The 13,882-nt window shown below is 37.6% G+C and carries 16 protein-coding genes; all 16 read right to left on the reverse strand.

All coding sequences use genetic code 11. From position 1 onward, the window contains the following. The 16 genes from rapZ to cccB all read right to left on the reverse strand — a co-directional run bounded on the left by rapZ (position 1) and on the right by cccB (position 13,873). Entirely contained in the window at positions 1-885 is an 885-nt protein-coding gene (gene rapZ / locus MHH69_RS14355; protein ID WP_122970824.1) for an RNase adapter RapZ, read from the reverse strand. Between the two features lie 13 nt (positions 886-898). Further along, positions 899-1,369: an 8-oxo-dGTP diphosphatase gene (locus MHH69_RS14360; protein WP_122970825.1), complete on the reverse strand. Its 471-nt coding sequence runs from the start codon at positions 1,367-1,369 to the stop codon at positions 899-901. 234 nt (positions 1,370-1,603) lie between these two features. Further along, on the reverse strand, positions 1,604-2,551 hold the full coding sequence (gene trxB / locus MHH69_RS14365) for a thioredoxin-disulfide reductase (protein ID WP_122970826.1): 948 nt from the start codon (positions 2,549-2,551) through the stop codon (positions 1,604-1,606). A 150-nt stretch (positions 2,552-2,701) separates the two neighbouring features. After that, a complete protein-coding gene (locus MHH69_RS14370) occupies positions 2,702-4,222 on the reverse strand; it encodes a tetratricopeptide repeat protein (RefSeq protein WP_122970827.1) in 1,521 nt (506 codons plus the stop codon). A gap of 184 nt (positions 4,223-4,406) precedes the next feature. Further along, a complete protein-coding gene (gene hisIE / locus MHH69_RS14375) occupies positions 4,407-5,042 on the reverse strand; it encodes a bifunctional phosphoribosyl-AMP cyclohydrolase/phosphoribosyl-ATP diphosphatase HisIE (protein WP_122970828.1) in 636 nt (211 codons plus the stop codon). After that, positions 5,039-5,797 carry an imidazole glycerol phosphate synthase subunit HisF gene (gene hisF, locus MHH69_RS14380; RefSeq protein WP_122970829.1) on the reverse strand — a complete coding sequence of 253 codons (759 nt, stop codon included), beginning with the start codon at positions 5,795-5,797 and terminating at the stop codon, positions 5,039-5,041. Before hisF ends, hisIE begins: the two co-directional genes overlap by 4 nt. Beyond that, positions 5,791-6,438, reverse strand: a complete 648-nt coding sequence (gene hisH, locus MHH69_RS14385) for an imidazole glycerol phosphate synthase subunit HisH (protein WP_122970830.1) — start codon at positions 6,436-6,438, stop codon at positions 5,791-5,793. Before hisH ends, hisF begins: the two co-directional genes overlap by 7 nt. After that, on the reverse strand, positions 6,435-7,034 hold the full coding sequence (hisB, locus tag MHH69_RS14390) for an imidazoleglycerol-phosphate dehydratase HisB (protein ID WP_122970831.1): 600 nt from the start codon (positions 7,032-7,034) through the stop codon (positions 6,435-6,437). The genes hisH and hisB overlap by 4 nt, the downstream gene beginning before the upstream one ends. 4 nt (positions 7,035-7,038) lie before the next feature. Further along, the gene (gene hisD, locus MHH69_RS14395) at positions 7,039-8,316 is read right to left on the reverse strand and encodes a histidinol dehydrogenase (RefSeq protein ID WP_122970832.1); all 1,278 of its coding nucleotides are present in this window, start codon (positions 8,314-8,316) and stop codon (positions 7,039-7,041) included. Between the two features lie 15 nt (positions 8,317-8,331). Next, positions 8,332-8,955: an ATP phosphoribosyltransferase gene (hisG, locus tag MHH69_RS14400; RefSeq protein ID WP_122970833.1), complete on the reverse strand. Its 624-nt coding sequence runs from the start codon at positions 8,953-8,955 to the stop codon at positions 8,332-8,334. A gap of 5 nt (positions 8,956-8,960) precedes the next feature. Further along, positions 8,961-10,118, reverse strand: coding sequence for an ATP phosphoribosyltransferase regulatory subunit (locus MHH69_RS14405; RefSeq protein WP_122970834.1), 1,158 nt, complete (start codon positions 10,116-10,118; stop codon positions 8,961-8,963). Positions 10,119-10,347: 229 nt separating this feature from the next. Next, complete coding sequence (locus MHH69_RS14410; RefSeq protein WP_122970835.1) at positions 10,348-10,863, reverse strand: acyltransferase; 516 nt, start codon at positions 10,861-10,863, stop codon at positions 10,348-10,350. Between the two features lie 4 nt (positions 10,864-10,867). After that, positions 10,868-11,503, reverse strand: a complete 636-nt coding sequence (gene ppaX / locus MHH69_RS14415) for a pyrophosphatase PpaX (RefSeq protein WP_341362602.1) — start codon at positions 11,501-11,503, stop codon at positions 10,868-10,870. 45 nt (positions 11,504-11,548) lie between these two features. Further along, a complete protein-coding gene (lgt, locus tag MHH69_RS14420; RefSeq protein WP_122970837.1) occupies positions 11,549-12,370 on the reverse strand; it encodes a prolipoprotein diacylglyceryl transferase in 822 nt (273 codons plus the stop codon). 40 nt (positions 12,371-12,410) lie between these two features. After that, on the reverse strand, positions 12,411-13,349 hold the full coding sequence (gene hprK / locus MHH69_RS14425; RefSeq protein WP_122970838.1) for an HPr(Ser) kinase/phosphatase: 939 nt from the start codon (positions 13,347-13,349) through the stop codon (positions 12,411-12,413). A gap of 155 nt (positions 13,350-13,504) precedes the next feature. Beyond that, positions 13,505-13,873 (reverse strand): cytochrome c551, encoded by a 369-nt coding sequence (cccB, locus tag MHH69_RS14430; RefSeq protein ID WP_122970839.1) that lies wholly within the window; start codon positions 13,871-13,873, stop codon positions 13,505-13,507. Positions 13,874-13,882: the final 9 nt, after the last annotated feature.

Below are 13,882 nucleotides of genomic sequence, written 5' to 3' on the forward strand. Positions count from 1 at the left end.
TCAATCCTTTCTGCGATTGATGTCACGGTGGGTAATGGCAGTTTTGTAATGATCGCTAAATAGTTTCCCGAAATATTCAGCTAATGTTACAGAACGATGTTGACCACCTGTACATCCAAAAGCAATCACTAATTGTGCTTTCCCTTCATGGATATATTGCGGAATCATAAACTCAAACAAATCTTTTAATTTCGTTATTAACATTTGTGTTTCTTCAGAAGCTAATACATAGGATGATACTTCCTCTTGTAAACCTGTCTTTGGACGTAATTCCTCCACATAATACGGATTCGTTAAAAAACGGACATCGAATACTAAATCTGCGTCAATCGGAATTCCATTTTTATATCCAAAGGACATGACATTAATAAAGAACTTTGGCCTGTTCGTATTGGAAAACTCATTGCCAATTCGTTCTCGTAATTCTCTCGGTTTCATATGGGAAGTATTATAGACAAACTTTGCTCGACCTTTTAGTTCAGCAAGCATTGCTCTTTCCTTTTCAATTCCTTCGAGGGGTAATCCTTGAGGAGCTAAAGGGTGAGATCTTCTTGTTTCTTTATAACGTCGAACGAGGGTTTCATTATCAGCATCCAAAAACAATACCCGTGTTTTAACATATGCTTCCTTTTCCAATAAATCTAGGGCATCGATTAATGATTCGAAAAATTCTCCTCCACGCATATCCATTACAGCGGCAATACGTGTAATGTTTCGTTCGGATTCTTTCATTAATGCTAAAAAAGTCGTTAATAGAGCAGGGGGTAAATTATCAATGCAATAATAACCTAAATCTTCAAAGCTTTGGACTGCGACTGTCTTACCAGCTCCGGACATCCCTGTAATAATGACTATCTCATGTGTATAGATATGACTATTACCCATGTGATCATCTCCTCTACTTAAGTTCATTCGACGTTTGCAACCGCTCATCTAGTAACTCAAAATCCTCTGTATATATAAATGTACCATATTGAATCCCTTCATTTAATGCGGCAAACAATAAATTTTTCCGATCGCCTTCAGCCATTGGAAGATTGGATAGATGATCAACCGGGTGCCATTCTAGAACCCCTTCCCTTGTCTGTTCAAAGGGTTGTCCTTCGATACCATGGGCGACAAATGTATAAAGCATCCATTCGTCTTTAACGGTTTCCCCATCTTTAATAACCATCGTATAGACTCCCTTAAGATGTAAATTTTTTGGGGTAACATTTGTTTCCTCTTTAAATTCTCTTAAAGCTGCCTCATAAATGGATTCACCTAATTCCATCTTTCCACCTGGCGCAACATACCAACCTCTTCTAGGCTTTTGGAGAAGTAATACTTCCCCATCTTGAATTGCTAATAAATTTGCAATACGCTGCATTACACCCACCTCAAATCATTTGATACTCCCTTTGTTTTCTATTATACCCTCTATTGAGACTACCTTACAAAATAATACGTTTATAAAATAGATTTCATGCTATTTTCAAATAACAAAAAAAAGTTGCTTCCATAACGGAAGCAACTAAAATACTAAAAAAAGGGGGTCAAAGTTTATACCCCCGATTATACATATTCTTTATTGCAAGGAAGTTACAGGAAAATTAAAAGCACATTACTTTTGCCCAATTTTTTCCTTTAGTTCTTCAACATAATGTTGTGCTGATTGAGCTGCGATACTGCCGTCACCAGTTGCTGTTACAATTTGGCGTAGCATTTTATCACGAACATCACCAGCAGCAAAAATTCCTTTTACAGAAGTTTCCATTTTGTCATCTGTTACGATATATCCTTGTTCATTTAATATGCCCAAGTTTTTAAATGGAGCTGTTAGTGGCACCATTCCGATATAAACGAAAACGCCATCTGTTTGGAATTCTTGTTCACTACCATCTACTGTTGAAACTAATGTTACACTTCCTACTTTACCGTCTTTTTCATGAATTTCTTTTAATGTGTGATTCCAAATGAAGTCTACTTTTTCATTTGCAAAGGCACGATCTTGTAAAATCTTTTGAGCACGTAATTTATCACGTCGGTGAACAATCGTTACTTTATCAGCAAAACGAGTTAAATAAACTCCTTCTTCGACTGCTGAATCCCCACCGCCTACAACGATTAAATTCTTTTGTTTAAAGAATGCACCGTCACAAACAGCGCAGTAACTTACACCGCGGCCACCAAGTTCTTTTTCCCCTGGAATACCCATTTTTTTGTACTCGGCACCAGTAGTAATAATGATAGAACGTGTTTTATATTCTTTTGAACCTGCTTTAATTACTTTATATTCTTCACCATCAATAATTTCAGCAACATCACCATAAGCGTATTCTGCGCCGAATTTTTTTGCGTGTTCGAACATTTTTGTAGAAAGTTCAGGTCCTAAAATGGTTTCGAATCCTGGATAGTTTTCAACTTCTTCCGTATTGGCCATTTGCCCACCGGGAATTCCGCGCTCAATCATTAAAGTTGATAAATTTGCACGGGAAGCATAAACCGCTGCTGTCATCCCTGCAGGACCTGCTCCGATAATAATTACGTCATATATTTTTTCTTCAGCCATTAAAAAAGCCTCCTTATAAAGAAGCGACAAATTTCCTTCGCTTTCATTCATTGTATTACTAAAATTTTTTACACACACCGTTATAAAAAATTGTTCTTTACATCTTTCATCCTAGGACATTCCACAACTAACTTCAAATATATTGCCTAGTTAGTCGAAAGGTAAATAGTGAATTAATTCCTCCACATACTTCGTTAACGTTGATACGGAAATATTATATTTTTCAGCATAATGCTTTTTCGTCACTTTTTTACTATTAATAGTTGAAAAGAACATATACTCAACAGCTGCTGCTAAAGCTTTTACATTTTTAAATGGATAATCATTTTTCAATGCCCGTTCACTTAATACAAACCACATTTGGAATAAATATTGTACTTCTAACGTAATCGGGTTCAAGCTTTTATATAATTCCTCCGCAACTTCCATAGAACGAACAAAATATTTTTCCGTATCGTTATCGTTTGTAAATTGATGTTGAAGAGCATAGGCTAAACATAATTTTTCAATACCACTATACTTTGATAGATCGATTAATTTAGGATGTGCGATTATTTCTTGCTTATAAGCTGATTTACTAAGTAAGAAAAATCCAAACATACGATGGGTGCTATATTTACTACTAATTTTTTCAATAATAAATTCCCGATTGTTTTCTAATGATTCGTCATGTTCTTCCGATGCATTTAACCATGGTTCATAGCCATCCTTTGTCGGATCCATTTCCACCAACAACTTCCAAGCTGCTTTTCCTTCTTCTATATGACCAGAAAAATAAGCCGATTGTGCCAACCAAAAGTAAAAGCCTGCATCTCCCGGGAATCCTTTTCTTTTCATGCTTTGTAGCCATTTATAAGCCACTTCATATTCGCCGATTAAAGCTAAAGTAGCTCCTAGCTTATAGCGATTTTCCCAATCATAGGGATTTATTTTCTTCAACATTTCGACTAAAGCGGATAACTCGGATTCATTTTTCTCATAATATGCTATGACAGCCAAATTACAAAGGGCATGTAAGTTTCCTAAACTTTCTCGTAAAACATTGTTTAATAGTGCCCTTGCCTGTTCCGTTTCTCCAACATAGAAATAAGCTAAAGATAAATTGTTATAAGCTGGCCATAAGTCTGGGAAGGTTTCGATTAATTGTTCCAACACTTCAATCGCTTCATCAAATTGACCGTTTTCCATTAAACGACGAGCTTTTTCTTGGGCAATTAATTTCTCAGAATCTTCTTCATCAATATGTTCCATTTCCTCTTCTTCATATTGAAGAAATTCCAATATTTCTTCCGCCTCTACGACATACATTCCATCAGGTTCCATTTGCAAATACATTTCCGCATATTTTTGGGCATCGCGTACCATCCCGATACAACCTGAAATTTCCGCTAAGAAAAATACGTGTTCAGGCTCACTAGGATCCAAACTATATGCTGTATGTATTAGTTCATATGCCTTTTCGAAGTTTTGGGCATCCATTTCTAAAATCCCAAATTGCATTAAAACATGGGCATCATCTGGACTTAGCTCTGCCGCTCGTTTCATATATTTATACGCTTTATCCATTTGATCTTTATCCATAGCTTTCAGCGCTTTATTAAAATAGTAATCTCCATTTGGAATAAAGGATACAACATTATTTAATTTCTCTTTTTGACGTTGTTTTTCCAAAGTAAATCCTCCGAACTTCATACATTACGCCTTGGCGTAACGACCATATACGTTACGAGTAAAAAAGAACTGTAACATAGCAAAAGGAACGTAATAGTACGTTCCTAGGCAAATTAATTTTCATTATACCACAATTACAAATAACGTCATTAAATTCGAATTAATCAATTTGTTTTTTCAACGATTATTTTTTAGTACTCGCTCTTTTTTCCTCATGACGAGTTTTTAATACTTTTAAAACGTCATACACATTAATTTTTTGTTCTTGTAGCAATACGAATAAGTGGTAAAGTAAATCGGCGGCTTCCCATTTCACTTCTTCCGCATCACGATTTTTCGCACCGATTACAACTTCCGTCGCCTCTTCCCCTACTTTTTTACATATTTTATCGATTCCCTTTTCAAATAAATAGGTCGTATAAGCTCCTTCAGGCATTTCGATTTCACGTTGACGGATAACTTCTGCTAAATATGGAATAATGTCAACGGAACCAACTTGATCCTTTTGTACAATTGTTTCAGTAAAGCATGAAGTTGTTCCATTATGACATGCTGGACCAGCAGGCAATACTTCTACTACTAACGCATCCTTGTCACAATCAGTTTTAATGGATACTACTTTTTGTGTATTGCCACTTGTTTCTCCTTTATGCCAAAGTTCTTGTCTTGAACGGGAGTAAAACCAAGTTTCACCTGTTTCGATCGTTTTTTGTAGAGATTCTTCATTCATATATGCAACAGTTAATACTTCTTTAGATTGTGCATCTTGCACAACTGCAGTGATTAACCCTTTGTCATCAAACTTTAATCCTTTTATCATCTGACACAAACTCCTTTTTCGCGCAAGTAAGTTTTCACTTCTGCTACGCTCGTTTCTTTATAGTGGAAAATGGATGCTGCAAGGGCTGCATCGGCATCTACATCTTTTAATACATCAACAAAGTGTTGGGCGTTACCAGCACCACCACTAGCTATTACTGGAACGGTAACAGCATCCCTTACTGCTTTTGTTAACTGTAAATCGAAACCCGTTTTTTCCCCATCTTGATTCATACTCGTTAATAAAATTTCACCTGCGCCTAAACGTACAGCTTCTTTTGCCCATTCGACCACTTGCCATTCCGTTTTGTTACGTCCACCGTGGGTATAAACCATCCATGTCCCATCTTCTTCTGAAAATCTTGCATCAATGGCAACAACAATACACTGGGCTCCAAAGAAATCAGATCCTTCTTTTATTAACTCAGGTCGCTCTAATGCTGACGTATTGACGGAAACTTTATCTGCCCCTGCCCGTAAAATTCGTTTCATATCTTCTAAACTGCGAATTCCTCCCCCTACTGTAAAAGGGATGGCAAGGGTAGAGGCGGTCTTTCTTACGACATCTACCATCGTTTCTCGACCTTCATGGGAAGCAGAAATATCTAAAAATACTAATTCGTCTGCCCCTTGTTCATCATAAAATTTTGCCAGCTCAACCGGGTCTCCGGCATCGCGCAGTTCTACGAATTGAACTCCTTTTACTACCCGTCCTTCCTTCACATCAAGGCAAGGAATGATTCGTTTTGTTAGCATGTTGACACCCCCACCCCTTGTAACCATTGGCGAAGTAAAAATACACCGAAGTTCCCAGATTTCTCAGGGTGGAATTGCATGCCGCATACATTTCCTCCTTGCACAACTCCTGGCACTTTCACATCAAAATAGTTTGCAGTTGCAACTAATTGTTGCGGCTCCGTATTCGTTCCATAAAATGAATGAACAAAATATACGAAACGATTTTCCGGTAATCCTTTCCCCTCTAACCATTTCGGGATAGATTGGAAGTCCAACGTATTCCATCCCATGTGAGGGACACGATATTGCTCACCATTAGCTGTTTCACCAGAGAAGCGGACGATTTTTCCTTTAAAAAATCCAAACCCTTTCGTAGGTGTCACTTCATCACTTTCTTCAAAAAGTAATTGCATACCTAAGCAAATTCCTAATAGCGGTTTTTTCGCCTTTACTTGTTCCTGAATAAATCGATCTAGCCCCGTTTCTGCCAGCCGTTTCATCGCATCTGGAAATGCTCCAACCCCCGGCAAAATGAGTCCGTCGGTTTTAGCCAATTGTTGAACATCGGATGATACAACAACATCACAATCTAGTCTTTTTAATGCTTGTTCAACGCTAAATAAATTGCCCATTCCATAATCAATAACGCCTATTTTCATGTCAACAACCCTTTCGTTGACGGTACTCCTTTTACGCGGGGATCAATTTGTACCGCATCATCAATCGCTCTTGCCAACGCTTTAAATATTGCTTCTATAATATGGTGGGTATTATGACCATAAGGGACAATGACATGGACATTCATGCGGGCTTCCAATGCGAACTTCCATAAAAATTCATGGACAAGCTCTGTGTCAAAGGTACCTACCTTTTGTTTTAATTCCGGTTCAACGCGAAATTCTAAATGAGGTCTATTGGAGCAATCAATTACGACTTGTGCTAATGCGTCATCCATTGGAACAAAAGCATTCCCATATCGTTTGATTCCTTTTTTATCGCCGAGGGCTTCACGTATTACTTGTCCTAAAACGATTCCAATATCTTCTGTCGTATGGTGATCATCGATATGCGTATCTCCATCGGCAACGATCTTCCCGTCAAACAAACCGTGTTTTAGGAATAAATCCAACATATGATCCATAAAAGGAACACCTGTATTAACCTCTGCTTTTCCTTCTCCATCTAAATTGATTTCAACATAAATTTTCGTCTCGTTCGTATTCCGTTCTTTTTTTGCAAATCTTCCATCTGTCATTTTATTAATCTCCTTTAGTCCATCCACGGGATTCTACGGCACGGGCATGACCTTCTAACCCTTCCATTCGAGCAAGTCGGGCAATTTTCGGTCCATTTTGTTCCCACGTTTTTTCAGTGTAATAAACAACATTTGTTCTTTTAATAAAATCATCGACATTTAATCCGCTGGCAAAACGGGCTGTACTATTTGTCGGTAAAACATGGTTCGTACCAGCAAAATAATCCCCTACTGGCTCTGAACTGTATCTACCAATAAATATCGCTCCAGCATGGCGGATTTTTAGCGAGTCTTCTTCCGCATGTTGTGTCACAATTTCTAAATGTTCTGGTGCAAGGGAATTCACTGCATCAATTGCTTGCTCCATCGTGTCAGCTATATAAATTTGACCAAAGTTTTCAATCGATTTTCTTGCTATCTCTTCTTTCGGTAAACTTCTTAATTGTTTCTCAACTTCTTCTGCCACAGCTAGAGCTAACCGTTCACTTGTCGTAATTAATACGGCGCACGCTAATGCATCGTGTTCTGCTTGTGATAAGAGATCTGCTGCAATTTCATCTGCGAAGGCTGTGTCATCAGCCAATACAGCAATTTCACTCGGACCGGCTATCATATCAATCGCCACTTCTCCAAACACTTCCCGTTTAGCTAAAGCAACGTAAATATTTCCTGGACCTGTAATTTTATCGACTGGTGCTATACTTTCCGTACCATAGGCTAATGCCGCAATGGCTTGCGCTCCACCAACTTTATAAATTTCGGTAATGCCTAATATAGAAGCTGCCACAAGAACCGCTTCAGGTAGCTTCCCATCTTTTCCGGCAGGGGAAGTAATCACAATCCGCTCCACCCCCGCCACTTGGGCTGGAATAACATTCATGAGTACCGATGACGGGTATGCTGCCAATCCACCTGGAACGTATAATCCAACTGCATCCAATGGGACGATACGTTGGGCTAACCAAGAACCATTTTCTAAAGGAAGCTTGTAACCTTCCCTTTTTTGCGCTTCATGGTAATAACGGATATTCGCTGCAGCCTCTTCTAAATCTGATTTTAATTGTGGGTCAAAGTTTAAAACGGCTTCTTCGATTTCTTGTTTCGATACACGAAAATCTTCTATTTGGATCCCGTCCCACATTTCACTATATTTGCGAAGGGCTGCATCTCCTAAATTCCGCACGTCTTGCAATACTTGGCGAACGGTTAATAGCTGTTGTTCGTTGCCACCCTCCAATTGTCGTTTTAAAGATATTGCGTTCGATAATTTTGTTATTTTCACAAAAAGCCCTTCTCTCTAATTGACCAATTTTTTTAACCGTGTCACTAATTGTTGAATACGTCCACTTTTCATTCGATAACTAACAGGATTTGCAATTAATCTCGAAGACACATCCGCTATATGTTCATATTCAACAAGACCATTTTCCAGTAACGTTCTTCCAGTCGATACAATATCGACAATGCGATCGGCCAACCCAATCATTGGAGCCAATTCGATGGAACCGTTCAATTCTATAATTTCCACTTGTTCGCCAATTTCTTTATAGTAGTTCATCGCAATATTCGGATACTTTGTCGCAATGCGAGGTGCAATTTCGTTCATCGTTGTATTTGGTAATCCGGCAGAGGCGATATAACATTGACTAATCTTCAAATCTAACAATTCATGTACATTACGTCTTAGTTCAAGTAATACATCTTTTCCTGCAATTCCAATATCAGCTACGCCATGTTCCACATATACAGGTACGTCCATTGGCTTTGCTAATATAAAACGGATTTTTTCTTCGGGAATTTCAATCATAAGCTTGCGGGACATTTCCACTTCTTCCGGTAAGTTAAAACCTGCTTCAATAAGCATTTGATAAGCTTCTTCAAAAATTCGTCCCTTTGGCATCGCAATTGTTAAATGAGTCATAATACTTAATCCTCCTGGCTGACATAGACAACCTTTTCAAATTGTTTCGTAAAGGCTTCTTCATCGATTAGCCCTTTTTTCGATTGAACTGTAACGAGTTTTCCTTCTTGTCGTAAGCTGTTTGCTAATTCCAATGCTTTTGTAAATTGACATTCCTCAAAGATGATCGCTACTTGTTGTTCCAAAGTTGGTTTTGTCGGTAAAACTTCTAAAAGTCGATCCACTCGAATTCCAAAGCCGGTTGCCCCAACTTCACTTCCAAAATGATGAAGTAAACCGTCGTACCTTCCACCATTTCCAAGGGCAAAACCACTACCTTCTGCGAACACTTCAAACAACATACCTGTGTAATAATTCATATGACTTGATAATGTGAAATCTAAAGCAACATAAGGTGATAAATCGGCATTCGAAACTAATTCCATTAATTGTTGCACATATGCCAACGCATCATTTTTGCGTACGTATTTTTCAATATGTTCAATGGAAACAATATTTGTCGCTTCACTTATAAACTGTAGTAGCGCATCGGACTTTGTTTTTGGTAAATGAAATTGTTCAACCGCTTCTTCAAACCCTACATAATTTCGTTCCACTAATAATGTGCGAAGTTTTTCTGCTTGCTCATCGCTTTCTGTATAATCCTTTAAAATACAATTTAATACGCCGGCGTGGCCGATTGTAATTTTAAAGGAATGGATACCAAAGGACTGGATTAAATGAATCGCTGTAATAATCGTTTCAGCATCTGCATAAACGGAAGAATCACCGATAATTTCAATGCCCATTTGTCCAAACTCAGCTGGACGGCCCCCCTCTGTTTGTTGAGCACGAAAAACATTGGCAAAATAGGCTAAACGCAATGGGATTTTTTCTTTCAAAAGTTTTGATGTTGCTACACGGGCAATCGGCGTTGTCATATCTGGACGAAGAACAAGGGTATTACCTTGACTATCCACTAACTTAAATAATGAAGCATCATAAATTGCGGATGCTTTTCCTACAGTATCGAAGTATTCTAAACTTGGTGTTTCAATGAAATCAAATCCACGGGCACGTAGGAATTTCCGACCTGTTTGACGAACTTCTTCTATTTTTTCGTATGTAACGGGGAATGTATCCCGCATTCCTAATGGTTTCTCGAACATTTTTATCGCTGACATCTTTGACACTTCCCATCATTTCACTTTAACACACTAGAGAATTAGAGAGTTAGTATATGAAAGTATTTTATCTAATTTTCAATAAATAGTCAACATCATTGCTCTTTAAATAGATTGATAATTATAAATAGTAATAATTTTATTATACTCCTTTTCTTAAAGCATCAAGCATTGCTATAGGAAAAGAAAAAGCATCCAAAGTATTTTTGAAAATACTTTGGATGCTTTTTTAACTTTCTGACCTTTTTCTTTCTGCCATTTGTTCAGCAGTATAAATAATACGCATTGGGTTTCCACCAACCATACTCCCTGGCGGAACATCTTTATGAACGAGTGTAGCTGCGGAGACAATGGCTCCATCTCCAATTTCAACACCAGGTAAAATTGTAGTATTGGCACCAATCATCACTTCGTTTCCGATTTTCACATCGCCTAGTCGGTATTCTTCAATTAAATATTCGTGGGCTAAAATGGTCGTATTATACCCAATGATTGTATTCCTTCCAATTGATATTCTTTCAGGAAACATCGAATCAGGCATTACCATTAAAGCAAGAGATGTTTTTTCACCTATTTTCATATGTAAAAACGTACGATATATCCAATTTTTCATCCCCATAAACGGAGTAATACGACCAATTTGAATAAAGATAAAACATTTCATTACTTTCCAAAAGGATACCGTTTTATATACTTTCCATAATGAGTTTGCACCTTGAACAGGATATCGTTCCGTTCTTCTCATACAATTAGGACTCCTTCACAATCGTTAATAAATCCGACATATGTTGTAGCATATAATCAGGATTAAATTGTTGTAAGAATTGCTCTCCCTTTAACGACCAGGCAACACCAGCTGTTTTAACACCAGCGTTTTTTCCCGCCTCGATATCATGATAGTTATCCCCGATCATGATCACATCCTTTTTACTTACACCTAGTTTATCAATGGCAAGTAATACCGGTTCTGGATCAGGTTTTACCCGTTTTACATCATCTGTGCCTATCCAAAATTCAAATAAATGTTTTGCTCCCATTATGTTTAAACCTTTTTCAATCGTATCTTTTCTTTTCGTTGAAACAATTACTAATCGAATACCTTGTTCCTTTAGTTGTTCTAAAGTTGGAACGACTACTTCGAATTCTTTCACTAATTCATCATGATGTGCTTCATTCCATTGTCGATATTTTTCAATCATTTCCTCAACTTCGTTTGGCGTTAATTGTTCAAAGGTTTCTTTTAATGACGGACCGATAAAATTTATGCAATCTTTTGGCGAATATTGCCCGGGAAATCGTTCTTCTAAAACATGCATAAAGGTTTGTATGATTAATTCATTCGTATCTAATAGTGTTCCATCAAAATCAAACAGTAAAGCTTTCATAGTTCGTAGCTCCTTTAATCGCTATAAAACAACAGATGATAGAATTTATTTTGGATCTAAATAGCGGACTGCAGGTCTTACTTTCATTCTTCTATAAATAATGGCAACAATTCCTATAACGATTGCGAGAATCGATACAACTTGTGCTGAACGTAATTCTCCAACTAAATATAGGCTGTCCGTTCTCATACCTTCTATATAGAAACGTCCGATTGAGTACCAAATCATATAAGAGAAGAAAATTTCCCCACGATGCAAATTGACTTTTCGTAATACAAGTAAAATAATAAGCCCTAAAACATTCCATAATGATTCATATAAAAATGTCGGATGTACATAAGTTCCTAAATCTTGAATGTACATTTGTTCAATAATCCAATTTGGCAACATTAAGTTTTCTAAAAACGCACGGGAAACCGGTCCTCCGAAAGCTTCTTGGTTCATAAAGTTACCCCAACGACCAATAATTTGCCCGATTAAAAGACTTGGTGCAACAATATCTGCTACTTTTAAGAAGCTAATTCCACGACTTCTACAGAAAATAAAAGCAGTAATAACCGCACCGATTAATGCACCATGGATGGCAATCCCCCCATTCCAAATTTGAATAATTTTTTCCGGATTTGCGCCATAATATTCCCATTTCATTCCAACATAATATAACCGTGCACAAATGATTGAAATAGGGATTGCCCAAATTAACATATCAGCAAGAAAATCATCAGGTAACCCTCGTTTTACCGCTTCCCTTTGACCAACGAAATACGCTAGTACAATGCCACTGGCAATTAAAATTCCATACCATCTTACTTCGATGCTACCTATCGAAAATGCCACTGGATCAATTGCTAGTAATATTTGTTCCATTCATAAGCCCCTCTCAAGTTAAAACTACTAAACCCTTTTGTTAGTAATCATCTATTTCATCTTGATAAGAAATCATCTCATCTAATCTTCTTGAAAACTCTTGCGCTGCATTCACTCCCATTTTTTTCAAACGGTAATTCATAGCCGCAACTTCGATAATAACGGAAACGTTTCTTCCAGGTTGAACTGGAATCGTCAATTTCGTTATTTCTGTATCGATAATTTTCATTTTTTCTTCATCTAACCCTAGACGGTCATACGTTTTATCTGGGTCCCAATTTTCCAGTTCAATAATTAAAGTAATCCGTTTATAAGGTCTAATTGCACTTGCTCCGAATAATGTCATAATATCAATGATTCCAATACCTCGAATTTCGAGCAAATGTTCCAATAAAGGAGGTGCACTTCCAACGATTAAATTTTCAGCTTCTTGTCTAATTTCTACACAATCATCCGCAACTAACCGATGGCCCTTTTTAATGAGCTCCAGTGCCGTTTCACTTTTCCCAACTCCACTTTTCCCAATAATTAATACACCGATTCCGTAAACATCGACCAAAACGCCATGTACAGCAGCGTAAGGAGCCAATTTACTTTCTAAATAGTTCGTTAATCGACCTGAAAATTGAGTCGTCTTCATATCCGTTAATAATACTGGGACATTCGTTTCATTGGAAGCGTCGATTAATTCCTTTGGCACTTCCATCCCTCTAGAAACGATAATAGCAGGTGTATCTTGTGAGCAGAGTTTTAACATACGTTCTTTTTTCAATTCCGTTGGGAGCATTTCAAAAAAAGATAATTCGGTTTTACCAATTAACTGCACTCGGTTCGCCGGATAATGGGTAAAATAACCAGCCATTTCAAGTCCAGGTCTAGAAATATCACTCGTCGTAATATATCGGCCGATTCCTTCATGCCCACTTACTAACGTTAAATTAAATTTTTCAATTACCTCTTTTGTTGTTACTTGAATCATCAGTATACTCCCCTACCTTTTTACTGGCATATAGTAACTATTTTAGCATGATAGAGGAAGTTTGTATTTAAAATATACTTGACTTCACGAAATCACAACATATAAAAAAAACAAAGTCAACAAGGATGACTTTGTCTTTCACATTATATTCAAGCTTATTTTTGTGTAGCTAACCAAGCTGCAGCTGCTTCCGCATCTTCTCCTTGAAGCAACCCGCCAGGCATTCCACCTCTACCATTTAAAATAACGTCTAAAATTTCATCTTCAGAAAGACGCGTACCGACGTCAGCTAATGAAGGTGTGTTACCCATACCTTGTAGGTTACCGCCGTGACAAGTAACACAAGAGTCCATTACAATCTCTTCACCTGCTCCAGTGTCGGCAGTACCCCCATTGTCAGTTGTTTCTTCTGTTGTTGTCTCGTCTGTACCTGTGTTAGTATCGTTTGCTTCATCGTCACCGCCGCCACAAGCAGCTAAAAATAGTGCAGATCCGAATGCAAGTGCTAACCATGTTTTCTTCATTTTGAACCC

The sequence above is a fragment of the Ureibacillus sp. FSL E2-3493 genome (genome assembly GCF_038077515.1).
Lineage (GTDB): Bacteria > Bacillota > Bacilli > Bacillales_A > Planococcaceae > Ureibacillus > Ureibacillus halotolerans.

What these genes read in the sequence shown, in the direction of transcription:
- rapZ (WP_122970824.1), bottom strand. Translation starts at nt 885, where the DNA reads ATGGGTAATAGTCATATCTATACACATGAGATAGTCATTATTACAGGG.
- MHH69_RS14360 (WP_122970825.1), bottom strand. Translation starts at nt 1,369, where the DNA reads ATGCAGCGTATTGCAAATTTATTAGCAATTCAAGATGGGGAAGTATTA.
- trxB (WP_122970826.1), bottom strand. Translation starts at nt 2,551, where the DNA reads ATGGCTGAAGAAAAAATATATGACGTAATTATTATCGGAGCAGGTCCT.
- hisIE (WP_122970828.1), bottom strand. Translation starts at nt 5,042, where the DNA reads ATGATAAAAGGATTAAAGTTTGATGACAAAGGGTTAATCACTGCAGTT.
- hisF (WP_122970829.1), bottom strand. Translation starts at nt 5,797, where the DNA reads ATGCTAACAAAACGAATCATTCCTTGCCTTGATGTGAAGGAAGGACGG.
- hisH (WP_122970830.1), bottom strand. Translation starts at nt 6,438, where the DNA reads ATGAAAATAGGCGTTATTGATTATGGAATGGGCAATTTATTTAGCGTT.
- hisB (WP_122970831.1), bottom strand. Translation starts at nt 7,034, where the DNA reads ATGACAGATGGAAGATTTGCAAAAAAAGAACGGAATACGAACGAGACG.
- hisG (WP_122970833.1), bottom strand. Translation starts at nt 8,955, where the DNA reads ATGACTCATTTAACAATTGCGATGCCAAAGGGACGAATTTTTGAAGAA.
- MHH69_RS14405 (WP_122970834.1), bottom strand. Translation starts at nt 10,118, where the DNA reads ATGTCAGCGATAAAAATGTTCGAGAAACCATTAGGAATGCGGGATACA.
- MHH69_RS14410 (WP_122970835.1), bottom strand. Translation starts at nt 10,863, where the DNA reads ATGAGAAGAACGGAACGATATCCTGTTCAAGGTGCAAACTCATTATGG.
- ppaX (WP_341362602.1), bottom strand. Translation starts at nt 11,503, where the DNA reads ATGAAAGCTTTACTGTTTGATTTTGATGGAACACTATTAGATACGAAT.
- lgt (WP_122970837.1), bottom strand. Translation starts at nt 12,370, where the DNA reads ATGGAACAAATATTACTAGCAATTGATCCAGTGGCATTTTCGATAGGT.
- hprK (WP_122970838.1), bottom strand. Translation starts at nt 13,349, where the DNA reads ATGATTCAAGTAACAACAAAAGAGGTAATTGAAAAATTTAATTTAACG.
- cccB (WP_122970839.1), bottom strand. Translation starts at nt 13,873, where the DNA reads ATGAAGAAAACATGGTTAGCACTTGCATTCGGATCTGCACTATTTTTA.